25 protein-coding genes and 1 pseudogene are annotated in these 26308 nt (G+C 35.4%); 9 read left to right on the top strand and 17 right to left on the bottom strand.

Annotated elements, in window-relative coordinates:
• Positions 1-486: 486 nt before the first annotated feature.
• Both OOL03_RS01140 and OOL03_RS01145 read right to left on the bottom strand, forming a co-directional pair.
• Complete coding sequence (locus OOL03_RS01140) at positions 487-1374, bottom strand: aspartate carbamoyltransferase catalytic subunit (protein WP_006280416.1); 888 nt, start codon at positions 1372-1374, stop codon at positions 487-489.
• A 203-nt stretch (positions 1375-1577) separates the two neighbouring features.
• Positions 1578-2603, bottom strand: coding sequence for a Fe(3+) ABC transporter substrate-binding protein (locus tag OOL03_RS01145; protein WP_010082338.1), 1026 nt, complete (start codon positions 2601-2603; stop codon positions 1578-1580).
• Between the two features lie 900 nt (positions 2604-3503).
• Between OOL03_RS01145 and ltrA the strand changes: the two genes are divergently transcribed.
• Together ltrA and OOL03_RS01155 are read left to right on the top strand one after the other, a co-directional pair.
• On the top strand, positions 3504-5333 hold the full coding sequence (gene ltrA, locus OOL03_RS01150) for a group II intron reverse transcriptase/maturase (RefSeq protein ID WP_264707445.1): 1830 nt from the start codon (positions 3504-3506) through the stop codon (positions 5331-5333).
• Positions 5334-5356: 23 nt separating this feature from the next.
• Positions 5357-5740 (top strand): annotated as a pseudogene (locus OOL03_RS01155) (DUF6444 domain-containing protein); the annotation flags it as partial.
• 28 nt (positions 5741-5768) lie between these two features.
• Here OOL03_RS01155 and OOL03_RS01160 read toward each other — a convergent pair.
• The 5 genes from OOL03_RS01160 to OOL03_RS01180 form a co-directional block, all read right to left on the bottom strand.
• A protein-coding gene (locus OOL03_RS01160) for an IS630 family transposase (protein WP_264707034.1) occupies positions 5769-6628 on the bottom strand; the annotation gives its coding sequence in 2 pieces (ribosomal slippage) (positions 5769-6304 and positions 6304-6628; 861 coding nt in all).
• A 33-nt stretch (positions 6629-6661) separates the two neighbouring features.
• Positions 6662-6844, bottom strand: coding sequence for a hypothetical protein (locus tag OOL03_RS01165; RefSeq protein ID WP_264707446.1), 183 nt, complete (start codon positions 6842-6844; stop codon positions 6662-6664).
• A 237-nt stretch (positions 6845-7081) separates the two neighbouring features.
• Positions 7082-8560 (bottom strand): UbiD family decarboxylase, encoded by a 1479-nt coding sequence (locus tag OOL03_RS01170; RefSeq protein WP_264707447.1) that lies wholly within the window; start codon positions 8558-8560, stop codon positions 7082-7084.
• An 87-nt stretch (positions 8561-8647) separates the two neighbouring features.
• A complete protein-coding gene (locus tag OOL03_RS01175; protein ID WP_264707448.1) occupies positions 8648-9712 on the bottom strand; it encodes a Fic family protein in 1065 nt (354 codons plus the stop codon).
• Positions 9713-9728: 16 nt separating this feature from the next.
• On the bottom strand, positions 9729-9881 hold the full coding sequence (locus OOL03_RS01180; protein WP_007548541.1) for a hypothetical protein: 153 nt from the start codon (positions 9879-9881) through the stop codon (positions 9729-9731).
• Positions 9882-10214: 333 nt separating this feature from the next.
• Here OOL03_RS01180 and OOL03_RS01185 point away from each other — a divergent pair, with 333 nt between their 5' ends.
• Both OOL03_RS01185 and OOL03_RS01190 read left to right on the top strand, forming a co-directional pair.
• Entirely contained in the window at positions 10215-10973 is a 759-nt protein-coding gene (locus OOL03_RS01185; protein ID WP_264707449.1) for a DsbA family protein, read from the top strand.
• A gap of 190 nt (positions 10974-11163) precedes the next feature.
• The gene (locus tag OOL03_RS01190; protein ID WP_264329612.1) at positions 11164-11760 is read left to right on the top strand and encodes a TIGR02217 family protein; all 597 of its coding nucleotides are present in this window, start codon (positions 11164-11166) and stop codon (positions 11758-11760) included.
• Between the two features lie 130 nt (positions 11761-11890).
• Here the strand turns inward: OOL03_RS01190 and OOL03_RS01195 are convergent, their stop codons facing one another.
• Positions 11891-12493 carry a GTPase Era family protein gene (locus OOL03_RS01195; RefSeq protein WP_264707450.1) on the bottom strand — a complete coding sequence of 201 codons (603 nt, stop codon included), beginning with the start codon at positions 12491-12493 and terminating at the stop codon, positions 11891-11893.
• Positions 12494-12665: 172 nt separating this feature from the next.
• On the opposite strand from OOL03_RS01195, the gene OOL03_RS01200 reads away from it, so the two are divergent.
• Together OOL03_RS01200 and OOL03_RS01205 are read left to right on the top strand one after the other, a co-directional pair.
• Positions 12666-13525 (top strand): IS630 family transposase gene (locus OOL03_RS01200; protein WP_264707019.1). Its coding sequence is split into 2 segments (ribosomal slippage): positions 12666-12990 and positions 12990-13525, totalling 861 coding nucleotides; the frame shifts between segments, so codons are not numbered across the junction.
• A 15-nt stretch (positions 13526-13540) separates the two neighbouring features.
• Complete coding sequence (locus OOL03_RS01205; protein ID WP_264707451.1) at positions 13541-13696, top strand: hypothetical protein; 156 nt, start codon at positions 13541-13543, stop codon at positions 13694-13696.
• A 175-nt stretch (positions 13697-13871) separates the two neighbouring features.
• Here OOL03_RS01205 and OOL03_RS01210 read toward each other — a convergent pair whose 3' ends face one another.
• The 9 genes from OOL03_RS01210 to OOL03_RS01250 form a co-directional block, all read right to left on the bottom strand.
• On the bottom strand, positions 13872-14837 hold the full coding sequence (locus OOL03_RS01210; protein ID WP_264339219.1) for an SGNH/GDSL hydrolase family protein: 966 nt from the start codon (positions 14835-14837) through the stop codon (positions 13872-13874).
• A gap of 140 nt (positions 14838-14977) precedes the next feature.
• A complete protein-coding gene (gene rpoD, locus OOL03_RS01215) occupies positions 14978-16930 on the bottom strand; it encodes an RNA polymerase sigma factor RpoD (protein WP_264707452.1) in 1953 nt (650 codons plus the stop codon).
• Positions 16931-17068: 138 nt separating this feature from the next.
• Positions 17069-17380, bottom strand: a complete 312-nt coding sequence (locus OOL03_RS01220; RefSeq protein ID WP_264707453.1) for a cation:proton antiporter subunit C — start codon at positions 17378-17380, stop codon at positions 17069-17071.
• Entirely contained in the window at positions 17377-17796 is a 420-nt protein-coding gene (locus OOL03_RS01225) for a Na(+)/H(+) antiporter subunit B (protein ID WP_006279705.1), read from the bottom strand. The genes OOL03_RS01220 and OOL03_RS01225 overlap by 4 nt, the downstream gene beginning before the upstream one ends.
• Positions 17789-18316, bottom strand: coding sequence for a DUF4040 domain-containing protein (locus OOL03_RS01230; protein ID WP_015589497.1), 528 nt, complete (start codon positions 18314-18316; stop codon positions 17789-17791). The genes OOL03_RS01225 and OOL03_RS01230 overlap by 8 nt, the downstream gene beginning before the upstream one ends.
• Before the next feature lies 1 nt (position 18317).
• Positions 18318-18605 carry a monovalent cation/H(+) antiporter subunit G gene (gene mnhG, locus OOL03_RS01235; RefSeq protein WP_006279703.1) on the bottom strand — a complete coding sequence of 96 codons (288 nt, stop codon included), beginning with the start codon at positions 18603-18605 and terminating at the stop codon, positions 18318-18320.
• A 6-nt stretch (positions 18606-18611) separates the two neighbouring features.
• A complete protein-coding gene (locus tag OOL03_RS01240) occupies positions 18612-18857 on the bottom strand; it encodes a monovalent cation/H+ antiporter complex subunit F (protein WP_007548527.1) in 246 nt (81 codons plus the stop codon).
• A 28-nt stretch (positions 18858-18885) separates the two neighbouring features.
• On the bottom strand, positions 18886-19293 hold the full coding sequence (rpoZ, locus tag OOL03_RS01245) for a DNA-directed RNA polymerase subunit omega (RefSeq protein ID WP_007548528.1): 408 nt from the start codon (positions 19291-19293) through the stop codon (positions 18886-18888).
• A gap of 60 nt (positions 19294-19353) precedes the next feature.
• Positions 19354-19650: a helix-turn-helix domain-containing protein gene (locus OOL03_RS01250; RefSeq protein WP_010081926.1), complete on the bottom strand. Its 297-nt coding sequence runs from the start codon at positions 19648-19650 to the stop codon at positions 19354-19356.
• A 436-nt stretch (positions 19651-20086) separates the two neighbouring features.
• Between OOL03_RS01250 and purE the strand changes: the two genes are divergently transcribed.
• From purE to OOL03_RS01265, 3 genes are all read left to right on the top strand, one after another.
• The gene (gene purE / locus OOL03_RS01255; protein WP_006280351.1) at positions 20087-20578 is read left to right on the top strand and encodes a 5-(carboxyamino)imidazole ribonucleotide mutase; all 492 of its coding nucleotides are present in this window, start codon (positions 20087-20089) and stop codon (positions 20576-20578) included.
• A 7-nt stretch (positions 20579-20585) separates the two neighbouring features.
• Positions 20586-22412, top strand: a complete 1827-nt coding sequence (gene mutL / locus OOL03_RS01260; RefSeq protein ID WP_264707454.1) for a DNA mismatch repair endonuclease MutL — start codon at positions 20586-20588, stop codon at positions 22410-22412.
• Between the two features lie 892 nt (positions 22413-23304).
• A complete protein-coding gene (locus OOL03_RS01265; protein WP_264707455.1) occupies positions 23305-25989 on the top strand; it encodes a 2-oxoglutarate dehydrogenase E1 component in 2685 nt (894 codons plus the stop codon).
• Positions 25990-26308 lie beyond the last annotated feature (319 nt).

Consider the following 26308-nt stretch of genomic DNA (forward strand, 5'->3'; position numbering starts at 1 on the left):
TGGTAAATGGTAGTGAAATTTCTTTTACTCAAATTTAGGTATTCATTGACCGTTCTTGTTATAAATACCAGAATAATAAGCTACTGATATTCCCTATCTTTTTTATCTTTAATCCATCATAGCTAGCGATGCAACAAAGCCCACTGGAATCCAGGTTGTAACCGTTCACGGATTGTGAGAATGAATAAAGAACTAAGCAGTCGTAACTTTTGGAAGGGATTTTGGCCATTGAGACGTGATGTCAAAAATATCGACAACATTCTTTCCACAAATCTTTCTCCATGTTCCGACCAGGTGAAAAAGCTGTTTTTACGATAGCCGTCTAATTTGCCGTTCTGCAAGGTTGTTGATTGACTTCAGGCTTTCGTAAAAACTTCCACACCATATCCTCGGCCTTAACATCTTAATGGCCATTCTCAAACCATTTACAAGCCTTGTCATTTCATGCCCCCCCTTTTTGCATTAGTTGTGTAGCATCTTTTAATATTAGCAAGGCCTATAATAGTGCAACACTGCCTTACGTATTGCCAATCCAAATTCTACTTGCTGTAAAATAACACAATCTGCTACATCGCTGCTAATCTCAATCCCTCTGTTTATTGGCCCTGGGTGCATAACAATCGCATCTGGTTTTGCGTATGATAGCTTTTGTGAATCAAGTCCATACAAATAAAAATATTCTTTCTCTGAAGAACTATTATTCATGCGCTCTTTCTGCAATCTCAAAAGCATAATTACGTCAGCATCCTTTATACCTTCAATTAATGAATAATGGACTGAATCTACTTCAGGAAAATGCTTACAAATCAAAGTTGGTGGTGCGACCAAGTTTATCTCTGCTCCAAACATTTTTAGCAATCTTATATTTGATCTTGCAACTCTACTGTGGAGAATATCTCCACATATCACAACTTTGAGGTCCTTTATTTGCTTTTTGTGATTGCTGATTACAAGATAGTCTGCAAGAGCTTGAGTTGGATGTTCACTACTTCCATCGCCTGCATTGATTAGCGAGCAGTTAACATACTTTGCCAGTGTATTAATGATACCACTACTTTTATGCCTGATTATTATGTAATCAGGATTCATTGCATTTAATGTTTTGATCATGTCTTTTAGATCTTCTCCCTTGTTAATAGAAGAAGATCTTATTGGCAAAGTTACAACATTTGCTCCAAGGCTTTTTGCTGCTATTTCAAAAGACGCAAGTGTACGCGTTGAATCTTCAAAGAATAAATTTATTACTGTCTTATTTTCCAAGATATGACTATTTGCAACTTCTTTTTTAAGGTACTGGTTGGCCAACTTAGTTATATTTTCTACATCATCGACTGTAAGGTCTGAGATGTTTAACAAATTCCTTCTCTTGTTCATAGTTTCCTTTTCAACTACTTGAACCTATTCTACTTTCTTATTACCTTTTTTCAATATACTTCTTGTGCAGCAATTGTTTTGGTGAAAGAACGGAAAAAGATAGTAAAGTCAAAATTAAGTTAGAAGGAAGAAAAAGTTCAGCGAGTCAAGAGTAAGGTATATTAGCATAAATCTTTCATCCCAATGTTTAGTGGCGCTGGGGATTACTTCCACTTACACTCATCCGCTATCATAACAGCCTCAAAAAGATGCTTCTCAAGTTCACTTAGAGGCAAATCACTTTGTGAATAATTTCCCCAAGATTTTAGTATATCGGAAGTTTCAACGCCTTCAATAATAGGATATTCTTGGTTTTTTTTAGCGTATAACTCTTGAGCCTGCTTGCTTACTAAAAATTCCAATAAGACTATAGCATTTTCCCTGTTTTTTGCGTTTTTTGTTACTGCTGCACCACTGATGTTTACCATTACACCGTGATCGTTGCGATTAGGAAAAAAAGCCCCTAGCTTGTCTGCAACATTCTTTTTATTTTCTGATGAAAGAATTCTCGCAAAGTAGTAGCTGTTTACTATTGCAACATCTCCCTCACCCGCTGCTACGGCGTAAATTTGATCAGTATCACCACCACTTGGTTTTCTTGCCATATTGCTCACAATTCCGCTTACCCATTCTTTCGTCTTTTCAAAACCATTATTTGCAATCATAAAAGCAATTAACGATCTGTTATATGGACTTGTAGAAGAACGCACTAATATTTTTCCTTTCCATTTTTCATTTGCTAAATCTTCATAAGTACTTAAGTCCTTAGGGTCTACTGACTCTTTATTGTAAACCAATATCCTAGCTCTTTTTGTAAGACCAAACCAATAATCTTCACTGTCTCTAAATCTTGCAGGTATAACACTTTTTAAAACCTCTGAATCTACTTGAGATAAAAGTCCTCTTTTTTTTGCTAGAATTAAGTTGATTGCATCAGCAGTCAAAAATAAGTCAGCTTCACCACCGTTTTCCATTCGTGAAAGTAGCTGAGAATAATCATCAATGATGTAACGTACTTTAATACCTGTATTTTTCGTGAATTCATCAAACAAAGTACGTACTAATTCTTCTTTGCGCGATGAATAAACATTTACCACTTGTGAGTCATTAGTTCCGTCGTTTCTGTATAAATAAGTAATAACTATCAATATAATTGCTATTAAGGATGTGAATATAAAGGCTTTTTTCATATTGGATAAAAAATAACTTCTTTCAGTTAAAGTTACCAAGATGGTACAACTTTAGCAAGTGTAAAGTTCGTTAGATAAATCATAAAAACTTCCTTGACAAGCTTCGCCAGCCCCCTTATTATAACACTGAAGCTATTTATTTATCTTCGCAATCTCTGCAGTGGATTAATGACAAAAAACTTAATGTATTTGGCGTAAATCATGCTTAATTTTTTGCACTATGTGCACCTTATGTCTTTATAAAATTTCTAGGTTTTTACCTAATATAAGCTGAAATGCGCTATTTAAAACATTAAAAAACGCCAACTTAAAAAATGGATAGTGAATAACTAGCTACCCTAGGGTTTCTTTTGCCTTTTTTTCTGTTTAGTAAATTGTATCCGTTCAGCGGAGTGGTAGAATAAGGTAGACAAAGCAAGATAATAAAGATAATCATAGAGCAAAAGTGAGGGTGCGATCCGATGTCATGAAATCATGATGGTTAAATTCCATCCACCATAACATCTGGTTGAAATCATAGTTCACATTTTAGGAAATTGGCAATTTTCTAGGGTGCAAGCATGAACTAAAAGGGAGTAATATTAAACCTTATAATAAATCCTCTCGAGAAGAGTTAGATATGGTTACGAAAGAAATTTATGTTTGAATTGTCGTCATTGCAAATATGCGAAAAAAAAGGTTGATACGCATAAACCAAAAGGTACAGAGAATGGATGATTAAAATGCTCACGTTTAATCAAGATGTTTCCGATCTCTCGGCAAAAAGTAAGAACCTAAATCCAACACGAAATGGTTTCATGGAACGGAGTAACCACATGGAAGCTCTTGTTAATCTTTATAAGAGTAACAAGCAGGTAGCCAACCGCAAGTCTCTGTGTGGAGGGATTGTTTAAGAAGCTAATGCCTAGGGTAATGTCTAGGATATGCAGACGTGGACACTGTAATTTGGAAGGTAAAGTTGTAAATAGTAGTGAATATGTTATGAGCCAACAAAATGTTAGGTATGAATGGAATGAAATTCCTTGGCGCAAGCTAGAGAAATTTTCGTTTAAGCTACAAAAACGAATTTACCGAGCTTCACAATGTGATGATATCAAAAAGATGCACAATCTTCAGAGATTATTACTCAAATCAACAAGTGCAAGAACGATAGCAGTTAGAAGGGTAACTCAGGACAACAGAGGGAAAAAAACTGCAGGTATTGATGGAAAAGCTAACCTTAGTCAAAAAGAAAGATTGCAATTGGCAAACTCCTTAGATATAAGGGAGAAAGCAAAGCCATCAAGACGCATTTGGATTTCAAAACCTGGAAAGAATGAGAAACGCCCATTGGGGATACCCACTATATCGTGTCGAGCAAAACAAACACTTGTAAAAATGGCTTTAGAACCTGAGTGGGAGGCAAAATTTGAGCCAAACACTTATGGTTTTAGACCTGGTAGATCATGTCATGACGCCATTGAAGCAATATTTCAAGCGTTGAGTCGAAAGACAGCATTCATCTTAGATGCTGATATATCTGGGTGCTTTGACAATATTAACCATAATAAACTACTTGAAAAGCTCAATACCACACCAACGTTAAAGAAAATATTAAGAGGATGGTTGAAAGCAGGTGTTATGGAAAATAGAATATATAAACCAACTGAAAGTGGTACTATCCAAGGAGGAACAATTTCTCCATTGCTCGCCTGTATCGCTCTAAATGGTTTAGAAAGCTATTTAAAAGAAACAATGGCAGATCAGATAAGAAGCTATAGAAAAGAAAAACTTGGTAGATCATGTAGAGAAAAGGCAAAAAGATCACTCAGCATAATTACTTATGCCGATGACTTTGTGGTATTTCATGAAAGTAAGCAAATTGTGCTTAAGGCAGAGATTTTAATTAAGGAATGGTTAAAAACCATTGGATTAGAATTAAAGTCATCAAAGACAAAAATTTCTCATTCATTGAATCCTCTAAAGGAAAAAAAACCAGGCTTTGATTTTCTTGGATTTACAATACGACAGCATACAGTAAAACAAGGTAAGAAAACATACAAGTTACTAATAAAACCGAGCCGCAACTCTATAAAACGATATACATTAACCGCTAAGTACAAACTTAAAGAAATGTGTGGAGCACCACAAGAAGCTATTATAAAAAACCTAAATCCACTTATTAGAGGATGGTGTCAATATTATACTTCAGTGATTTCAAGGAAAGTCTTCGAGTTACTAGATAGCGTTATGTTTAGAAAACTATGGAAATGGGCAGTACGTAAACATACAAATAAAGGCAAATACTGGATAAAGAGGAAATACTTTAAAAGGTATAAGAATGATAATTGGAGGTTTATGACAAGTAATGGAAAATATCTTATCAAACATGGAGACCATGCTATTAAGCGGCATATCAAAGTGAGAGGAGCAAAATCTCCATATGATGGAGACTGGATATATTGGAGCAGTCGTAGAGTACCAGATAAGTCACTAAGAGTGATAAAATTACTGAAGATGCAACAGGGTAAATGTAATTATTGTCAGCTATATTTTAGGTCAGAGGACATAATTGAAGTGCATCATCAAGACAAAAATAGGAACAATAATACCATAGGAAATTTGTCTTTATTGCACGGGCATTGCCATGATTATTTACATAGGAGTGTGTATGACAAACACCAAGTTAGAGAGAAGCCGGATGTGGTGAAAGTCACAAGTCCGGTTTCGAAGTCGAGTGGGGAGAGGTGACTTTCCTCACTTAGATAACTAATGTGGTAAACCTTTTAGAACTTTGCAAAAATTTACAGCAAAAAATAGAAAAACTGAAAGCAGAGATAGAAAACTTAAAAGCAGAAAATAAAGCTTTAAAGATAGAGAACGCTGAATTAAAGGAAAGGCTCGGTTTAAATTCAAAAAACTCATCCCTGCCCAGCTCAAAAGAGCTATACAAAATAAAAAAGGACAAGCCAAAAAGCGAAAGGAATGTTGGCGATCAGGTTGGGCATAAAGGAAATTTTCATGCCACAATGGAAGCGGATAAAGTAGTAAAAATAGAGTTGCCTAATATTTGCGAATGCGGAGGAGAGCTTGTAATATGCGAAAAACCTTATGTTCACCAAAAAGTTGATCTTCCGGAAATTAGGCCTTATGTAGTATAGCATTTCTCATAATAGTCCAAACAGGTCATAGGAAGGCAGAATCAACAGCACGAAGAAAGGATTCGAATAGAGGAATGTTTTTCCTGGCTCTGTTTTTTATAGCAAACCAATGATGCTCAATTTTGTTGAAATCTGGAGAATAAGGCGGCAGATACAAAATTTCTGCACCAACCCCTTTAGCAAGCTCGATAATCTTATCAGACTTATGAAAAGTAGCATTGTCAAGAATGACAGTCTGTCCAGGTTCCAAGATCGGTGTCAAAAATTGCTCAAACCATCCATTAAAAACATCCATATTACAGTGGCCTTCAAAGGTTAACGGAACAACTATCTTTCTTCCACTTAAGGCTGCAACCATACTGATTCGTTGAGTTTTCTTTCCAGATTTTAAGGCATAAAACCGCTGTCCTTTCTGGCAATATCCGTAGGGGTAGTCTTCGGTGTTATCAATGCCAGACTCATCTATATACACTAAGTTTTTAGGTTCTTTTGTCGCTATAATTTTCAAAAATTCAGCACGTTTTTCTTCGTTTCTTTCCTTGTATCCATATGTCTTTTTTTGCGCGTAAATCCAATTTTTTTAAGGGCTCGATAGATCGTTTGGATACTAACGTTGTTCCAAAGTTTAGCCATTTCCGATAGAGTCTTTCCTCCGTGTTCTCTGGCAAATTTGGCAAAGGTATCCCAGTCGGTAATTTTGTGATTGTAACCCCCATTTCCAAGTTTTTTTGATTGAAAGTCTCCTGTTTCTTTTCTTCTTTGCTGCCACTCCCATAAAGTAGTTCGTCCAATCTTAAATCTTGCTGCCACTGTTTCTCTGCTTTCTCCTTCGTCTAGCGCTTCCATTGCTTTTTTTCTTAAATCATAACTATATGCTGCTGGCATTCAACCTCCTTATCATCATCTATCCTTATCCTATCACATCCGGACTTTTATCGAAAGAGCTATAATTAGCCAACCACGGGGCTTCTTTTGCCTTTTTCTCCGCTTGGTAAATTTCTTAATGTTTATACGGAAGGTGTCATTCCAGCGCGTGACGCTGGAATCCCAAAAAAAGGATGATGTCATCCGAGTAGCTGACACTGGGATCCAGTTTTCCATATAATCTCATCGAAAACGTTGTAACCACTTTCTATGCTAGTTTGCTTGTGAGCAACCTGGATCCCAGTGTCTGGGCACTGGGATGACAGGGGAAGGAGGCTACTTTCATGACACCATCATAAAGTGAACCAGTGTCAGCTACTCGGATGACAAGAAGAGGGCACTGTGACGCACAATTATCAGTTAATGCGGCATTATAAAAAACGCCAAACTTTTTTCTGCTTTTATGCAAGAAGTCTAGTCCATATATTCCTCCCACTTCTCCGCGACTTTCCTTACTATTTCCTCACTCATCTCAATTTTCTTTCCCCACTCTCGTTTGGTTTCAGGCGGGATTTTATTTGTCGCATCAAATCCCATTTTACCTCCAAGTCCACTTTCAGGGGAAGCAAAGTCTAAATAATCAATAGGTACACTTTCTATCATGATTGTGTCACGCACAGGGTCCATCCTTGTTGACATTGCCCACATCACTTCCTTCCAATCACGTATATTTATATCATCATCAACAACGATAATAAACTTCGTGTATAAAAACTGCTTTAGAAAAGAAAGTATGCCCATAACAATTCTTTTTGCCTGCCCTGGATAGGATTTTTTTATCGACACTATCGCTATTCTATATGAGCAACCTTCCGGTGGCAGATAAAAGTCCACTATCTCTGGAAATTGATTGATAAGAATGGGCACAAAAATTTCATTGAGTGCTTCACCAAGAATCGATGGTTCATCAGGTGGCTTGCCAGTGAAAGTGCTAAGATATATCGGGTTTTTACGCATAGTAATTGCAGTAATATTAAATTCTGGAAATTGCTCAACAGAATTATAGTAGCCAGTGTGGTCTCCATATGGTCCCTCATCTTGATATCTATCCAAACTCACATAGCCTTCCAGAACGATTTCCGCGTGAGCTGGCACTTGAAGTGGAATAGTCTTACAATTTACCAGCTCAAGCGGCTTCTTTCGCAGTAGTCCAGCAAATTGGTATTCTGACAATGTTTCTGGCACTGGAGTTACCGCAGCAATAATCGTTGCAGGATCACTACCGATCACAGCAGCAGCAGGAAATTTCATATTTCTGCCTTCTTCCTTCCAACGCTTATGGTGAGTTGCGCCACCCCTGTGTGCAAGCCAACGCATTAGTGTTGTTTTTTTATCTATAACCTGCATACGATATATTCCAAGATTAAAATTATCTTGCTTTTCTTTCGTGGGTCCTTTCGTTACCACAATTGGCCAGGTGATAAGTGGTGCAGGTTCATTTGGCCAGCATGTTTGAATGGGCAGTAGACTTAGGTCCACTTCATCTCCGGTTAGCACTACCTCTTGACATGGAGCCTTGCTCACTATTTTACTTCGCATCGATAACACAACTTTCAACAAAGGAAACATTTTTATAGCATCCTTAAAGTTTTTTGGCGGATCAGGTGATTGCAAAAATGCTAAAAGTTTACCAAGATCTCTTAGCTCACCAGGATTTATGTTCAGTCCCAAGGCAATTCTTTCAATAGTACCGAATAAATTCACTAAAACTGGAATCGAATTTTTGCCGTTTTCTGTGACAACATTTTCAAAGATGATAGCTGGTCCTTTGTTTGACAAAACTCTGCGGTGAATTTCTGTCATTTCAAGAACTGTTGAAACTTCCTCCTTAATACTAATCAGATCTTTTTTTTCTTCTAAGGCTTTGATGAAGTCGCGTAAGTTGTTGTACATATTCCAGTTTTTAAAATTTTAAGTTTATATCTAGTTTTCAAGCACTTTATTGAAATTTGATCTATGCACTGTCTAGCGAGCTTTCAGTTAATTTGAGATCAAATCTTCATATTGCTTACTAATTTTGTATTTCCTTCCTCTATTGGAAAAATCTACAATCTTGATAAACCCCATTTCCACCCACTTTTTACAAAGTTGCGCACTGGTACGAGGCTTAAAATTAAATAGTTCGCCAACCTGACTAGCTGTAATAGCGGAAAACTCCTGGAAGAGCTCAAGAGCTTTGCGTTGTTTAGGATCAAGCTTACGTATAAGATCAGTCTGATCAGTGTGGTATTCTTCTTCATTTATACGTTGTAAAACGTTCTCAAATGAATTTGCCATACCTTCTACGAAATACTCCACCCACTTAGTGATATCTGCTTCAGCTCGCCCCATGTAATAATTGTGCGATGTTATTGCTTCATAATAAGCCCCTAGATTTTTAGCATAATATTCTTCCAATGAGTACAGTCCTTTTAGGTCATATCCACCAAGGTGTAAAATTAATGTAGTCAGCAATCTTGCAGTACGACCATTACCGTCATAGTAAGGGTGAATTGTTACAAATTGATAATGAGCAATACCTGCAATAACTGGGCAAGGCACTTGCTCACTGCCACGAATCCAATCAATCATACTGCTCATGAGCTTTGGTACATCCTTTGCTTCAGGTGGCATATAAATTATTGCACGTGTACGGCTATCACGAATAACGTTTTGACCATCACGATAAGGGGTTGGTTTTACTTTAGGTTTTCCACTTGCCATTACTAGAGCATGCAGTGTTTGAATAGCCTTCTCAGTAATAGGTATTCCTCTTGCTGCCCATTGTTCAACTTGGGTTAAAGCTGCATAATATCCTTTAACCTCATTTTCATCTCTCCTATATTTTGGAAAGTGGCTTTTACCACTTAAAACCTCTTCAATCTGTTTAGGCTCAAGTCGATTTCCTTCAATCATAGTAGAATAGTGTGTGGTATAAAGCCGTGCAGTTTCACGAAGAGACAAAAGCATTGATACAGTGAGCGGCAAATGTAACACTTTTTCTTTTGCTGCTTCAATCCTTATAAGACAACTAGCAATTTTAGAAGTAATCGTATAATTCGGCATCGGCATAATATCTGCATTACATTACTTCTATATTATGCTGATAAAATGCAGATAATACAACATTTACACGACGCCGACCATAAACAGCAATAAATTCGGCTGATTGAGAAAGAAGTTTGTCTTGTAGAATAGCTATTTCTTTTTCTCTGCCAATTATTGGTTCACTCATATGTTTATTCCGCGGAGTTTGTTGAAATTATACACAGCGGAATAAAATTATCAACTTTGTTTTACCGCCGTATTTACAGCGTGGCGGTAAAAGATAGAGCATCTCATAATTGGCTATTCTGGAGGTAGTTTTGTCACTTGCATCACCAAGTCTTCTGATGAACTTTGTGGTAATGTGCTTGAGTTTTATTGTGTAAAGTTTGCATTTGAGGCAAAACCAGCTATAAAATACACTTGATATAAATGTTTTTATATATTAACATTAGATGCTTCTTTTAATATACAGATAAATGTGTACTAAAAGTTTTATGTTGTAGGTTTTTAAATAAATTGTATGTCTAGAATATCGTTTTTATTAATTTTAATAATAGCAATAGCAAGCTTGCCGATAATAAACAATTGGCTTTCAAATCGCAGCCAAATGCTAAGCGATGATTATATAGGTGAGAAATTAGATAATTATATAAGCAGAAATTTTGATAAGATCGTAAGAACTCTCAAAGAGGAGTCGATTAAAAGTAGTTACGCTGCTCGAGATAATGTAACCAAAAGTAAAATTTCACAATACAAGGATCAAATATTTGACCTTACTTATCCTTACTCCGGAAATGAAAATAGTAGTGTTATAGCTGTAGGCTTCCTTGACTATTCTTGTGGACATTGCAAAGCTATAAAGAATGATATAAAGCAGTTAATTAACAACGGCAAAATTAAGTATATCTTTAGGGATGCTCCAATACTTGGTAACGCTTCTTTAAAGGCAGCAAAAAGTGCTTTAGCTGTCTATTTTCTCGATAAAGAAAAATATTTCGATTTTCACCATGCTGCTTTAAGTCACAAAGGAGAATTTTCAGACGAAAGCATATTGGATATAGTGAAAAACATAGGAATTGATGAGGACGATTTTAATGATTCCATAAAAGATAACGCGGACAAAATTGAGCAAATGATAAACAACAGTAGGCTTCTAGTAAGAGATTTGGGAGTAGGTGGTACACCTTTTTTAATAATTGGAGATAGCCTGTTTGTAGGAGCAACTGATTTGAATGTATTACGCAAAAAAGTAGATGAATTAAGTCACAAGCAAGGCTAGTTACAGTTTGCCATAAAATTTTATTTTTTTGCTTGACAACTCAAATGAACCTGAGTATAGTAACTGTGGGTGTGACAGCAGTTTAACTCAGTAGTCTCATCCACTTTCCATAGCGTCATTTACTATGTGAAACGCTTTCAAATTACAACATTTTCTTCAACCAAACTATTTTACTTTCACAGGAGGGTATATGTCATTCACAGAAATTAGATTTCCAGAAAATATATCTTATGGTTCCACTGGAGGACCGGAATTTTCCACTGACGTTGTAACAACTCACAATGGTTGTGAACAGCGCAACATCAATTGGTCTCATGCACGCACTAGATACAACATAGCTTACGGGGTCAGATCAAACGAGCAGCTACTAGAACTAATAACATTTTTTCATGCACGAAAAGGTAAAGCAATAGGGTTTCGTTTTAAGGATTGGTCGGATTTTATAGCCATTAATCAAGAGATTGGTATAGGAGATAACAAAAAAACGACTTTTCAGCTAATCAAAACTTATGTAAGTGGGGAAGATAAGCATATACGTATGATCAAAAAGCCAGTACATGGGACAGTAAAGATTTATTTAAATGGTAAAGAAGAGAGTGAATATTCAGTAAATTATTCAACTGGAGAAATAACATTTATGAAGCCACCAGTAAAAGATGTGATAATCACTGCGAGCTTTGAATTTGATGTGCCCGTGCGCTTTGATACAGATTACTTAAACGCTTCTATTGATGACTATGGAAGCAATAGCTGGAATAATATCCCCTTGGTGGAAGTGAAATTTTAGTTATAAGCGAGCATAGATCCACATCATAGTAGGGCTACTAGTCACCATCAATTGAAAAAATTAAGCACCACTGAGGCTCTATATTTAAATGAGCCTTAGTATATGCAATTATTTTAAACTTTATCACCAGCTATATACTACAATGTTGCTGAGCTTTGCTAACATTTACACTTGAAGCTTGGGGAGATTCTAACTCAGTGCTTTTTTCTTCCTGCAAAATAGAAAGCTTCAACAACTCCTTTAGAGTTGATTTTGCAAGTGTTGTATCATCTTTGTTTAAGATGTAGTCTAGCATGTTGTTTTTCTGTAAGCGATTAACAAAATATCTATCTTCCTCATTAAGAACCTCTATCTTGTTAATACAAGATAATACTAAATCCGAATTCTTTGTTGCTAAAATTCCATTCAAAAAGATATCTAATTTTGTTTTATCTTCAGTTAAGTCTTCAGCTAACCTATTTCTGATATTCTCATTGTCAAACACAATGTACTCGAGGTACGAGGAAGGCTCAATAAGTATAAAGTCCTCTAAAGGTACTAGTTCTAAACAGTTGTCAGCATAAGCAAATATTCCACACTCAGTAATACGCCCTCTTCTTCTCACAACACAGCACTTGGGAAGACTATGATACATTGATAACAAAGAAAAAAGACGTATTATACTTGTACCTCTATCTTTCATTTCCTCGAAAAGCTTCCTATCATTTATTAATTTGTGCAAAATGTAATCCATAGCAGGACCTGGTTTGCGGAAATGAAACATATTATTCTCTTCAAAAATGGCCTCAGCTAATTCGATAGATTCTTTATCCTCATCTACAAAAGCTTTTTCATTTCTATTTATAGCTCTTTCGATAAAAGTCCGGATGTGATAGGATAAGGATAGATGATGATAAGGAGGTTGAATGCCAGCAGCATATAGTTATGATTTAAGAAAAAAAGCAATGGAAGCGCTAGACGAAGGAGAAAGCAGAGAAACAGTGGCAGCAAGATTTAAGATTGGACGAACTACTTTATGGGAGTGGCAGCAAAGAAGAAAAGAAACAGGAGACTTTCAATCAAAAAAACTTGGAAATGGGGGTTACAATCACAAAATTACCGACTGGGATACCTTTGCCAAATTTGCCAGAGAACACGGAGGAAAGACTCTATCGGAAATGGCTAAACTTTGGAACAACGTTAGTATCCAAACGATCTATCGAGCCCTTAAAAAAATTGGATTTACGCGCAAAAAAAGACATATGGATACAAGGAAAGAAACGAAGAAAAACGTGCTGAATTTTTGAAAATTATAGCGACAAAAGAACCTAAAAACTTAGTGTATATAGATGAGTCTGGCATTGATAACACCGAAGACTACCCCTACGGATATTGCCAGAAAGGACGGCGGTTTTATGCCTTAAAATCTGGAAAGAAAACTCAACGAATCAGTATGGTTGCAGCCTTAAGTGGAAGAAAGATAGTTGTTCCGTTAACCTTTGAAGGCCACTGTAATATGGATGTTTTTAATGGATGGTTTGAGCAATTTTTGACACCGATCTTGGAACCTGGACAGACTGTCATTCTTGACAATGCTACTTTTCATAAGTCTGATAAGATTATCGAGCTTGCTAAAGGGGTTGGTGCAGAAATTTTGTATCTGCCGCCTTATTCTCCAGATTTCAACAAAATTGAGCATCATTGGTTTGCTATAAAAAACAGAGCCAGGAAAAACATTCCTCTATTCGAATCCTTTCTTCGTGCTGTTGATTCTGCCTTCCTATGACCTGTTTGGACTATTATGAGAAATGCTATAACTGATACATTTATAATCAAACAAATAGAGGAACTGCTTGCAATTTTACGTAATCAAATTAAAACTTTAGAAGATGAAATGATTACATTTATCGATCAAAACCAAGAGCTTAAAAGAAAATATATATCAATAACTATATAGTAGCGGGATGACGGTTTTTCAAATTGTCGGTAAATCTAAGTCAGTTTAGCTATAGGCAGCAATTTTCTGTATTTATTTTAAATTGAAGAAAGCTCAAATGAAAGATCGTGTTTTGCTAAAAATCACAGAATGCAGTCTGGTTACTATTTAAAAGGATATGTTCAAAAAAACTGTGTCAAATCAACTCATACACTTCATTACCAACTTCATGATGAAGTTCCGCAGTTGGATGGAAATAATCCTTTAGTGTTTCTTTGCTACACCCAGGGTTATAGTGAACGTCAAGTTCCCCTTTAAATATCAACTTTAAGAGTATTTTTATATTTTCTTTAAATCTCCCAACTTGGTCTGCAATGTTCGATGTGCATGCATCTTGACAATTTAAACCTTTGCTCTTGTATTCGCTAAACATACTTCTCATTTTAGAGTTAAGATCAAATGCTTTTATTTCAAGATTTGTACTTTTCTTCATATAATCTAAGCCTTTAGCCAGTTTTGCATTGAAACTCTCCGTGAGCTTTGTAGCTAGTTCCCTTGCTTCTTCATCTCTATTAAAAGCTGGTATTGAGCCAACTTCAGGTGCATTTGCAACAACTACATGCTTAACACCATGTTCATTTAGAACCTTAAGTGCATTACATATTTCACTCACTGCTTGTTCCAACACTTCTTCCGCTTTAGTATCGTCATAAGCAGTGGCAACCATAACATCATTTCCGCCGATTATGATGCAAAATAAATCTTCTTTACCTATATCTGGATGATGTTTAATTACCGCATCTAGCTGGTTAGCTAAACGAAATTTATTGAAGAAATAAGAAAAAATAGGGTCAAAAATTTCAGATGCTGTTGCATATGAAACTGCGTAATTCTGACCTTGCTGTTCGTGGCATCTCCCAAAAAATGAATAACTCCACCCAGGTTTAAATTCATCTAAATCTAAATATTTTGCTATATATTCAACAGCAGTAGGGCCATTGCTAAAAGATCTTCCTTGATAAAAAGGATCATCAAATTTTACGCTTTTTGCAAAGGATAAATTATTTAAAATTCCAATGATTGCGCCATTATCGGATAAGCTATCACCCAGAACATAAAAATTTCTATACTTTGAATTAGAATTGTCATTTTTGTTTGTCATAATATTTACCGTAGATTAGCATGTTGTTTCATTAGATTCATAGAAAAAGAAAAATAGCGGTGAAATTATACAACTTTGGCCTAACTTGCTCTCCACTTTTTCCGGGCAAAATCAGCTTCTTCTTAACTTGACACGTATACTTAAAAGAACCCTCTAAGTTTTCTAGCACGGCTTGGATGTTTCAACTTGCGCAGTGCTTTTGCCTCTATTTGCCTAATTCTCTCACGTGTTACATTAAAAATTTTTCCTACTTCTTCTAAGGTATGTTCCTTCCCATCTTTACCAAGGCCAAAACGCATTCTTAAAATTCTTTCTTCCTTTGGTGTTAAAGTTGCAAGGACATTGGTTGTAATGCCACGCAAGTCAGCAAGTATTGCAGCATCCTCTGGCCTGGAGACTCGCTTGTCTTCTATACAATCACCAAAGGTACTACTATCATCTTTTCCTGTTGGAGCTTCAAGACTTACTGGATCCCTTGCTATTTTCATAACTTTGCGTATTCTTTCCAGTGGCATTGTCAGTTCTACACTCAATTCCTCTAACGTCGGCTCTCTTCCCATCTCATGAGTCATCTTTCTTAATGCTCTGTTGATTTTACTGATAATTTCCACCATATGAACTGGTATTCTAACTACTTTAGACTGCTCAGGTATTGCTCTAGTGATTGATTGTCTTACCCACCAAGTGCCATAAGTTGAAAATTTATATCCACGTTTGTAATCAAACTTATCCACGGCCTTCATAAGACCAATATTGCCTTCTTGTATCAAATCAAGCAGATCAAGGCCTCTTTTTGAATACTTCTTAGCAATGGAAACTACTAGCCTTAAGTTAGCCTTAATCATTTCTTGCTTTGCTTCAGAGACTTCTCGTTCGTGTTTTTGTATTCTCTTGATTAGCTCCTTAAATTCTTGTACGTTATCTTCCTGTATATGCTGCTTAATACCGTTCAAGGTACTAGCTATATGTTCAGAGTTATCGTCTATAAACCTTAAAAATTTGTTTTTTAATTCACCTGTAAAAGAGGACTGATTTTCATTGATCTTTAAAAGACTTATCTTTTTCAATTCGTGCTTTAAAAGCACGTCATCATAAACTTTATAGAAACTTTCTCTATCGATATCGTATTTTCTAGCCTCAGCAATAAGATTAGCCTCTTCAAGCGTAATGGATCTATTTATCTTATAAAGTTCTTGTGTAATTCTGGCAACAGCAGCATCACTTAACTTAATTTGTAATGCTATAGACCATATTTGATTATACAAATTTTCTAGCTCATTAGAGAAATTTTTAGAATTTTTTCTTAATATCAACGCTTCATTTGTTAAAGTAATTATCTCATCCAATGCAACTATGACCTTTGGCAATAAGTCACTTTCCATTTCAAGAATAGAAACATTTAAATTGACTGAACTTATATCTTCATTATTACCGTCTTTCTCATCATCACTTTTTTTACTATCTTTCTCATCATCACTACAGTACTCAGCATCTTCAGAAACATCCTCAGAATCCTCAACATCTTCAGCACTTTCTTCACTCTCTTCACTTTCTTCTTTGGGTACCACATTAAAATCAGAGTTATAAATTGCATCCAGATCTATAATTTCTCTCAGTAAGAGAGCTCCATTACTAAAATCATCACGCCATACTTTTATCACCTTTGATGTTACTGATGTTTCAATTATTGCGCGTAACATGTTATGCTTTTCAGATTCAATTTTTTTTGCTATCTCGATTTCATCTGCCCTTGATAAAAGCTTTACGGAGCTCATGTCTTGTAAATAAATCCTCACTGGATCATCATTTTGTACTAAAGTTGCAGTAACATTTGGCGATGTGTCATCATCATCAAGTTTACTATCATCACTGTTGGAAGGAATATCTTCTTCATCTTCGCTACTTTCAAGCACATTAATTCCGGAATCCTGCAATAAAGATATAGCATCATCTATAAAGTCAGACGAAAAATTTTCATCTGATAATTTATCATTTATATCATCAAAGGTGATAAAACCACCCTTTTTTATACTCTTAGTTACCAGATCTTTGATAATTTTTTTCTTATCTTCTGCATCATTAATAGTTGACATCATTACCTTTATAGTTTATAATTTTATTTCTTATTAACAAACAAACTTACAACGAGCAAGTCTATAATTTTACTTTTAACTTGTGGCTATTTGTTACTTCATATAGTTTAAGATACTGTTAATTTATGTACACTTGTCTTAATCAATTGTTCCATACTTTTCTTCCATTTTTACTGCTATGGATAATCCAACTGAAAATGTTGCAATTCCAACCACTATAGCAGTAAGCATTAAAACATGGGGTATAGGATTGCTATATGAATAAAAATTTGAAACCAATATAGGAGGCAAGGAACTTTTTATATATCCTAGAGATGTGTAAAATAACAAAACAGATGCTTGGAAGACGCTTACCCCTATCATTTTCTTGATTAAATTTTTATCGTTTATAATAATATATAAACCTAGCACCATTAATACAATAATAATCGTATAATTATATAAAGTCATTGTTTTTTCCTACGAGCAAAATTTATATATATAATTAACATAGAGGAGCAGACAGTAAATGCTACACCTAATTCCACCAAAAAAATACCTAATTTTTGACCGGTTCTATTATTGGTTAACAAGATATCATAAGATAAAAAATTTTGGCCAAGTAAAGTTGTTGCAACGCCCGTTCCTCCATAAATTAAAATACCTAACACGTTAGTCAATCTAATCACAGAATAAGGTATTGCTTTTAGAGTTGTAGATACACCAAATAGCATTGAATATAATATTATCCCGGAGGCAATAATTATTCCTGCTTGAAAACCTCCACCCGGAGTGTAATCACCGTGAAATTGTATGTATAAACCAAATAAAATGATAAAAGGTATCATCAAAAATGTTACTGCATTTAATATCGGATCTTTAATCATTTTCTTTTTCTTCTTTTAATATCAACGTTATACAAAGCGCAGCAGTAAAAACTACTATAGTTTCTCCAAACGTGTCATAACCACGAAAGCTTGCCAAAATAGCTGTCACTATATTAGGAATACCGGTAGCTTTTTCGGTATTTTCCACATAATAAGGAGCAACATGCAAGTGGATCGGAGCATTGTGGCTGCCAAAATCTGGCAATTGAATCATAAAATATGACAAACATACAGCCAGAAATAACATAAAAAAAAGCGTTATAGGGTTATGAGATAGATTTACTTTATGATTCTTTATCAAGGAGAGTGCTGCAAACGTAAAAACTGTACTGAGCCCCGCACCAACAGAAGCTTCAGTAATTGCAACATCAGGTGCATTCATAATTAAGTATATAAGCGCAATCAGTGAACTAAATACACACATTAGAACAGCACTTACGACTAAATGTCGCGAGAAAACTATAAAAACCGTAACTGTTAGTAACAACAAAAGTAACACTACATTTAATATTTCTAACACCTTAGCCTTCTTTAACAGTTTTTTTCTTAACTTTATAATGAGTGCGCGCTAAAATATAGCTATTAGTTGAGTTAGCTACCCATATTATAAAAATTAATAATACTATTTTAACAGTATTGATTGAAAATCCATTCTGCAAAGCAAAACCAATTAACAATAACGTTGCACCGCTAGAATCTGTAATACCTGCTGCATGTAACCTAGTATAGAAATCAGGAAATCTGATCACCCCTATATTTGAAATAATTATCAAACAAATACCTAAAAATATGAAAATGGATCCTATCATAAATTATCAAAACAACATTAATCTCATTAGTGCTATAGTTGATATAAAGCTAACACTAGCATACAACAATGCTATATCAATTAAAAAAAAATTATTCAGAATGATTGATATTGCTGTTATAAGTACAACTACTTGCGTTGAGAAATTATTGAACGCTAAAACCTTATTGTACACATCATTTGACTTAGACACTATGCAACACAACATTACACTCATACAGAACAACAGTGTATAGATAGCAATGCAAATCATTTAAAGACTATGTAACTTCAGTAGATTTCTAAACGGATACTTCTTCATCGCCATCTTGATCATTTATTTCATCATCTATTTCACCATCCACTTCATAATCTTGGCTTTCTTGACTTGCATCAAGATCTGTGTTATCAGAAAAATTTAATAAATTCGCTAGCTTACTTGTATTACTGCTGTAAACATTATTCATATTTCCTTTCATGTATTCCTTGCATCTACCTACCAAAAGGCTAAACAGCTCATGAGTATCCACCTGTTTTCCTGCTATTTCATGTAAGGAAACTATGGTATTTTTATGACCTTTAAACTTAGCTGCTTGAATTGGATTACTTGCCCCTGTATTTAAATCATGTGTTCTTTGACTTGCCAACAGAACCAATTTGAAACGGTTACTTACCCGTTCTATACACTTTTCTACAATAGACTCAGCCATAAGATACTACCTTAATAAGTTTTATACTATATCACAAAAAACAAGTTGTCAACTTTGTATCTATTGCGATTCAACTTCATGTTTTACTTTTTCTGCCTCAGATTTTATTTCTTGGCTTTCTGTCATCGTGATTGTTATCTCATGATCAAGTTTTTTTAGAAATCCTAACAATCGCTCTAAAGAAAAACCATCTATTTTACCATTTTTAATTTGCGATACCTTTGGCTGATCAATACCAAGTTTCTCAGCTGCAAAAGCCTGAGTCCAAGCATTTTTTTCTATAATTTTATTTATTATATAAAGCAACTTTGTTTTTATTCCTGCACTGTCTAAGTTATTTAACGATATTATTTCCATAATTCTTACACTCACATATCAATTAACTTTATTAAACATTATAACATAATATTTAATATACCAAGATATTAATATCATGTAACTTGTCAATAATTATATGATATCAATATTTAAAACTTTAAGTTGATTATATATTAATATTTTTATCAAATTTCTAGTAATTTTAAATTACCATTTTACCATCAGTCTATCTGAAAAAACCATTTATAGAAAGAACAAGCTAAGATTACAAAGCTTGAAATACAAAAATAATTATTTTATAAATTTATCTTACATAAGAAGTTTATATCTCTATATCTTAATATAAATATTTATTTAAATTTTTAAAATTTCTATTTTAACGAGAATTCTATATATTATATTTATAATATAATTTAAATATTTGTTGCTTTTTAGCTGGAACATTATTTAGTTAGTAAGTAAAATTGTGTTGAATATGACAAAAATAAAAAAAGATGTTGCTGTTATTATGGGAAGTGAGTCAGATTACACCACTATGGTCCATACTGTTGATATGTTAAAAGCATTAGAAGTTTCACATGATATATTCATAATATCTGCACATAGAACACCAGAAAGGCTCTTCAATTTTGCTAAATCTGCACAAGAAGAAGGTTTTAAGGTTATTATAGCTGGTGCAGGAGGTGCAGCTCATTTACCTGGTATGGTTGCGTCACTAACTTGTTTACCAGTTATCGGCGTTCCTGTGCATAGTAAACAATTAAATGGGCTGGACAGTCTACTCTCTATAGTTCAAATGCCAAAGGGTGTTCCAGTTGCAACCATGTCTATAGGAGAAAATGGAGCATATAATGCTGCCATTACTGCCGTATCTATATTGTCAATTTCCAACAGTGAAATTGCAGGTAGGTTAAAAAAGTGGAGAGAGAAACAGACCAAAGAAGTAAAAGAAAAACCAGTTTCATAATAAATCTATGGCAATAATTCTTTTAGACACAAAAACCATAAACCGTATAGCAGCGGGGGAGGTGATAGAAAGGCCAGCAAGTGTAGTAAAGGAATTAGTGGAAAATGCAATAGATGCTGGAAGTTTAGAAATAGAGATTAAAATAGAAAGTGGTGGGCGTAACCTTATTATTGTAACAGATGATGGTAACGGAGTAGAAAAAAACGATTTAGAACTTGCGTTTATGCGCCATGCTACTTCAAAATTGAGCGACAATGAGTTGATAGAAATCAAGCATCTTGGCTTTAGAGGAGAAGCTCTGCCTTCAATAGCAGCAGTAAGTAGGATAAAATTATCGTCTAAGGCAAGAGAAGCAAATGAAGCATGGTCTATAAGTTATGAGGGTGGAGAGAAAATAGGGGAGCAAACTCCTTACTCTTTATCACAAGGTACACATATTGAAGTACGAGATTTGTTTTTCGCTACCCCAAATAGACTAAAATTTCTAAAAACCGAAAGAGCAGAAACTCAAAGCATTGTTGATATTGTAAACAACCTAGCAATGATTAACTATCATATAGGGTTTACTCTCACTTCAGGTAATAAAAAGCTCTTAAAATACGCTAAGCAGACTTCGTTATTTCATAGATTGTGTGAAGTAGAAGAAGAATTTCAGGGCAATTCTTTGGAGATCAATGAAGAAGAAGACGACATTAAACTTACGGGACACATCTGTAAGCCGACCGTCAATCGTGGTAAGTCCACTCAGATCTATACGTTTGTTAATGGAAGGCCAATTAAAGATAATTTACTTATTGGCGCAGTTAGGTATGCATATCATGATTTTATTCCAAGCGATAGGTATCCTTTTGCAGCGTTACATTTAGAGATACCTTATGATCAAGTAGATGTAAATGTGCATCCAAATAAGTCAGAAGTAAGGTTTCAGAATAAGAAGCTCATATATGAGATAATGACAAGAGGATTAATTAAAGCATTGTCAAGAAGGATAGGCACTTTTCCAGCGCATGACCAGAAAATGGATTCAACATTGCCGGATCCTTTTGATAAACCTAATGTTCAAAAAGAATTTTATGAAAAAAGACCAAGTCCTTTTAAAAATCAACTAATAAAAGAATTTGCTTCTCCAAATGAAAAAGCAAAAGGCTTATCAGAACAGTCAAAATCGTTTGATTATACCGGCATACAGAAATTTCCATCACAAGCGGAGACTATGGTTCTGGAAAAAAAGGTGTTAGAGCAAGTTGATTTGATAGAGAGCCACCCGCTCGGGTTTGCACGCTGTCAGGTCTATAATACTTATATTATTGCAGAGGTAAGGGACAAATTGATTATAGTCGATCAGCATGCAGCCCATGAAAGACTAGTATATGAATGCTTAAAACAAAAATCAAGTATAAAAAGACAAAAACTGCTTCTTCCTGAAACGGTTGAAATTAAAGATCAGGCTGGAATGGAGATGATTGAAATCTATAAAGATAAGTTATTTGAAATGGGTTTTGATATTGAAATCAAATCAGAGAATAAAGTGATAGTAAAAGAAATCCCTGCAATCTTGGGCACAATAGATGTGAAAGAGATGCTAATTAACATAATTGATAGATTAACGGAAATAGAAGATACATTGCCAGTAGAAGATAAAGTGAACAAAATATTGGCCACTATCGCTTGTCATGGATCAATTAGAGCGGGTAGAAAAATGAGGTTAGATGAAATGAATGAGCTGCTGAGACAAATGGAAAAAACCCCATATTCCGGGCAATGCAACCACGGAAGACCAACTTATATAGAAATGAAACTCAGTGATATTGAAAAACTTTTTGAGCGTAGGTAATGAGGTTGCCATAAATATGTAAGTGCTCTTTCCTCGTCATCCAAGTAGCTCATAGAAACGGATTAAACGAAAAAACTTCCTTGACATCCTCCGCCAGCCCCCTTATCATGGAAGTAAAGCTATTTATTTATCTTCGCAATCTGTGCAGGTTAATGACAAAAAACTTAGGGTATTTGGCGTCTCATGTTTAATTTTTCGCACTACGTGCATCGCATGTCTTTAAAAATTTCTGGGTTTTTACCTATATAAGCCGAAACGCGCTTACAAAGCGTTTAAGACAGCAAAAAACGTCAAATTGACAAGGGAGAATTTGAATGCTAGCTACTATGGGGTTTCTTTGCCTTTTTTCCTGCTTGGTAAATTTCTTAAACACTTGCGGTGTAGGTTAGTTGCAAGTTAAAAGCAGCTAAATCGCTCTTAATCAAGCGTTTTAGAATAAAAAAAACGCCGATATTTTAGTACATGGTAAATAGCCAACCACCACGGGGCTTCTTTTGCCTTTTTTTTCGCTTAGTAAATTTCTTAATGTTTATAGCTAAACGACAACCGTCATCCCGCTACGTGTTAGCGGGATCTCTTGTTAGCGCCGCGGCGGTATGACGTCTCGCTTGCAACCTATAGCTTTGTCATTCCAGTGCTCCTTTTTTTGTCATCCCAGTACCTTGACTATTTGGATCCAGAAAACTTAGCTTCGAGTCAAGTAGGCTGCAAATAAAAACTGGATTCCAGCGTCACGCGCTGGAATGACACCCTGACAATCGTCATCCCGCTACGTGTTAGCGGGATCTATGTTAAGAGATACCGCGGCGGTATGACGTATAGAAACTAAAAAAGTTCTTTTTTAAAAAACTTAAGTTATACTTATAAGTATTTGATACTTTTTATAGTGATTATGTCGAGTTTAAGCTGCCTTTATGGTGATAATGCAGAATTTGTGGAAGAAATGTATAGCCGTTATTTGCAGGGTGATAAATCAATCGGGGAGGATTGGTATAGAATTTTTTCAAGCAATTTAGAAGTTAATAAAGCGGAGACCTGCGGTGCACAACATGTAACTAAGGTGGATGATTCAGTTTCTGGTTTAGCAAATTTTTTCAGATCTTACGGTCATTTTTTTGCGGATCTTAATCCGTTATCACCCAATGTGAATAAGGAAGTAGATTATCAGAAATATTCGAATCTATATCCGGCAAGTGACGCTGGAATCTATAGAGATATTTACTGCAAGAACATCGGTTTTGAATTTATGCATATCTCCTCTTATGAGGAGAGGATGTGGCTGCAGGAAAAGATCGAAAATCAAACCTATACGCTGAGTTCACAAGATAAAAAGGAAATACTGAGGCACTTAATTGAATCTGAGATGTTCGAGCAATTTCTCCATATGAAATTTCCTGGATATAAACGTTTTTCTATCGAAGGTGGGGAATCAGCTATCGTTGCAATTGAGAGAATCATTAGTGATTCTGCAGCTTTTAGTATTGAAGAAATAGTTCTTGGCATGGCTCACCGCGGACGACTCAATATTCTAACCAAAGTTATGGGGAAAGAATATGCGGCAATGCTATCTGAATTTCAAGGCAATCTTGCATATCCAGGTGGTCTTGAGGTGTCCGGTGATGTTAAATATCACCTTGGTTACTCTTCTGATCAAACACTTGCCGGTGGTAAGAAAATACATTTAAGTTTATGCCCTAATCCATCTCACCTTGAAGCGGTAAATCCGGTTTTGGCTGGAAGAATAAGAGCAAAACAGAATATAAGATCTGTGCTTGGCATATCAATTCATGGTGATGCGGCTTTCATCGGCCAAGGAGTGGTTGCTGAAACTCTAACCTTAAGCAATATTGAAGGTTATAAGGTAGATGGCATTGTGCACATTGTTATTAATAACCAAGTTGGTTTTACTGCTAATCCGTGTTGTGCGCGATCCTCTTTTTACTGTACTGATGTAGCAAAATCAATAGAAGCTCCAGTGTTTCACGTTAATGGAGATAACCCAGAAGCTGTGAGTTTTGCTACAAGTCTGGCGATGGAATATAGGCAGAAATTTAAAAAGGACGTAGTGATTGACATAATATGTTACCGCAAATATGGCCATAATGAAGGTGATGAACCGAATTTCACTCAGCCACTCATGTATAAGGTAATATCAAAGCATAAAACTCCAGGAACACTGTATGAAGAGAAGTTGATCGCAGAGAAAGTATTAAGTGGTGATGAGGTAAATAAATTGCGCAGTGAGTTCAGGGCAAGATTGGATAAAAGTCTTGCTGAATCAGCGGCTTATACTCCAAAAAAAGCGGCTTATACTCCAAAAAAAGCTGACTGGTTTTGTGGAGTATGGTCAAAATTAAGAAAGGCAAGGTTGAACGATTTGAGCGAATACTATACAGATTCTGGTGTTCCGCCAGATGAGTTGAAAAAATTAGGTGTACATATAAATAGCAACATCCCAAGTAGCTTTAACATTAACAATAAGGTTAGAAAAATACTTGATGGCAGAATAGACAGCATAAATTCCGGTAGTAATATAGACTGGGCAACTGCCGAAAGTCTTGCGTTTGCATCACTGCTCACAGAAGGAATAGGAGTGCGTTTATCAGGACAAGACTCTGGTCGTGGAACTTTCTCGCACCGTCATTCAAGGCTTGTTGATCAGGTAACAGAAGAAGCGTTTATTCCGCTAAACAATATAAATGAAAAGCAAGCTCACTTTGAGGTCATAGATAGCGCTTTATCAGAGTATGCTGTAATGGGCTTTGAATATGGATATAGCCTTGATTCCCCATATTCACTGGTGCTCTGGGAAGGACAATTTGGTGATTTTGCAAATGGTGCACAAATTATGATCGACCAGTTTATCGCATCTGCAGAAACAAAGTGGTTGCGATCAAGCGGTCTAGTTTTGTTGCTGCCTCATGGTTATGAAGGACAGGGACCTGAGCATAGCTCCGCGCGTATAGAGAGATTTTTGCAACTCTGCGCAGAAGATAATATGCAGGTAGTTAATTGTTCCACTCCGGCAAATTACTTCCATGTCTTACGCAGACAAATCCATAGAGACTTTCGTAAGCCTCTGGTAGTGTTTACACCAAAATCGCTACTGCGTCACAAAAGAGCAGTTTCTAACCTATCTGACTTTGAAGGAAAATTCCTCACGGTAATCCCAGAATGTAGAACAGGTTTAGTTTCGAATGATAAAATACGTAAAGTTGTAATATGCAGCGGTAAAGTTTATTACGACATAATTGAAGTATGTGAAGCACAAAAAATAAACGATATAGCAGTAATACGTTTGGAGCAATTCTATCCATTTCCTGCCGATAAAATAAGTATTGAACTTGAAAAATACAAAAGCGCTGAAATTATATGGTGTCAAGAAGAACCAAAAAATATGGGAGGGTGGTTTTTTGTCAACCCATTGATAGAAGAAGTGTTGTCCAATCTCAATATTCAAGCAAAAAGACCTAAGTGTATCGCAAGACCTGCTGCTGCATCTCCTGCATGTGGTTATGTTAGTGTTCACACTCAGCAGCAGGAAGAGATTTTAAAGCAGGTTATGCAGGGGATCTAGCACAATTGTGCAAATATTGAAGCGAAAGCTGGCAAGCGAACATTGTTCATCAGATCTTGACGCTGGGCACTGCAGCCAGGCGCAATAGAAAACGCATTACACCAATAAAGCCCTTTTGGTACTCAAGCAAATATAAAAGATTTTTATTCTATTAAAAAAAATTTAATTTTTATTAAAATTTTCATTTATTTTTATTTAAAAAGTAAACATTATTAATATTTACTTTAATTAATATAGGATATATATGAATACAAAAATATTTGAGATGTTAATAAGGAGAACTGGTCTACGCAGAGATAGCAAAGCTGAGATCATACAG

Origin of the sequence: Wolbachia endosymbiont (group A) of Acrocera orbiculus, from assembly GCF_947250015.1 — a bacterium.
Taxonomy (GTDB): domain Bacteria; phylum Pseudomonadota; class Alphaproteobacteria; order Rickettsiales; family Anaplasmataceae; genus Wolbachia; species Wolbachia pipientis.

Coding starts and splice junctions, on each gene's coding strand:
- OOL03_RS01165 (WP_264707446.1), bottom strand. CDS start 6,844: ATGGAAAACTGGATCCCAGTGTCAGCTACTCGGATGACATCATCCTTT.
- OOL03_RS01240 (WP_007548527.1), bottom strand. CDS start 18,857: ATGATTTGCATTGCTATCTATACACTGTTGTTCTGTATGAGTGTAATG.
- rpoD (WP_264707452.1), bottom strand. CDS start 16,930: ATGTCAACTATTAATGATGCAGAAGATAAGAAAAAAATTATCAAAGAT.
- OOL03_RS01205 (WP_264707451.1), top strand. CDS start 13,541: ATGAGAAATGCTATAACTGATACATTTATAATCAAACAAATAGAGGAA.
- OOL03_RS01140 (WP_006280416.1), bottom strand. CDS start 1,374: ATGAACAAGAGAAGGAATTTGTTAAACATCTCAGACCTTACAGTCGAT.
- OOL03_RS01220 (WP_264707453.1), bottom strand. CDS start 17,380: ATGACTTTATATAATTATACGATTATTATTGTATTAATGGTGCTAGGT.
- OOL03_RS01190 (WP_264329612.1), top strand. CDS start 11,164: ATGTCATTCACAGAAATTAGATTTCCAGAAAATATATCTTATGGTTCC.
- OOL03_RS01210 (WP_264339219.1), bottom strand. CDS start 14,837: ATGACAAACAAAAATGACAATTCTAATTCAAAGTATAGAAATTTTTAT.
- OOL03_RS01145 (WP_010082338.1), bottom strand. CDS start 2,603: ATGAAAAAAGCCTTTATATTCACATCCTTAATAGCAATTATATTGATA.
- OOL03_RS01195 (WP_264707450.1), bottom strand. CDS start 12,493: ATGGATTACATTTTGCACAAATTAATAAATGATAGGAAGCTTTTCGAG.
- OOL03_RS01185 (WP_264707449.1), top strand. CDS start 10,215: ATGTCTAGAATATCGTTTTTATTAATTTTAATAATAGCAATAGCAAGC.
- OOL03_RS01175 (WP_264707448.1), bottom strand. CDS start 9,712: ATGCCGAATTATACGATTACTTCTAAAATTGCTAGTTGTCTTATAAGG.
- ltrA (WP_264707445.1), top strand. CDS start 3,504: ATGCCTAGGGTAATGTCTAGGATATGCAGACGTGGACACTGTAATTTG.
- OOL03_RS01225 (WP_006279705.1), bottom strand. CDS start 17,796: ATGATTAAAGATCCGATATTAAATGCAGTAACATTTTTGATGATACCT.
- rpoZ (WP_007548528.1), bottom strand. CDS start 19,293: ATGGCTGAGTCTATTGTAGAAAAGTGTATAGAACGGGTAAGTAACCGT.
- OOL03_RS01250 (WP_010081926.1), bottom strand. CDS start 19,650: ATGGAAATAATATCGTTAAATAACTTAGACAGTGCAGGAATAAAAACA.
- purE (WP_006280351.1), top strand. CDS start 20,087: ATGACAAAAATAAAAAAAGATGTTGCTGTTATTATGGGAAGTGAGTCA.
- OOL03_RS01170 (WP_264707447.1), bottom strand. CDS start 8,560: ATGTACAACAACTTACGCGACTTCATCAAAGCCTTAGAAGAAAAAAAA.
- OOL03_RS01265 (WP_264707455.1), top strand. CDS start 23,305: ATGTCGAGTTTAAGCTGCCTTTATGGTGATAATGCAGAATTTGTGGAA.
- OOL03_RS01180 (WP_007548541.1), bottom strand. CDS start 9,881: ATGAGTGAACCAATAATTGGCAGAGAAAAAGAAATAGCTATTCTACAA.
- mutL (WP_264707454.1), top strand. CDS start 20,586: ATGGCAATAATTCTTTTAGACACAAAAACCATAAACCGTATAGCAGCG.
- mnhG (WP_006279703.1), bottom strand. CDS start 18,605: ATGATAGGATCCATTTTCATATTTTTAGGTATTTGTTTGATAATTATT.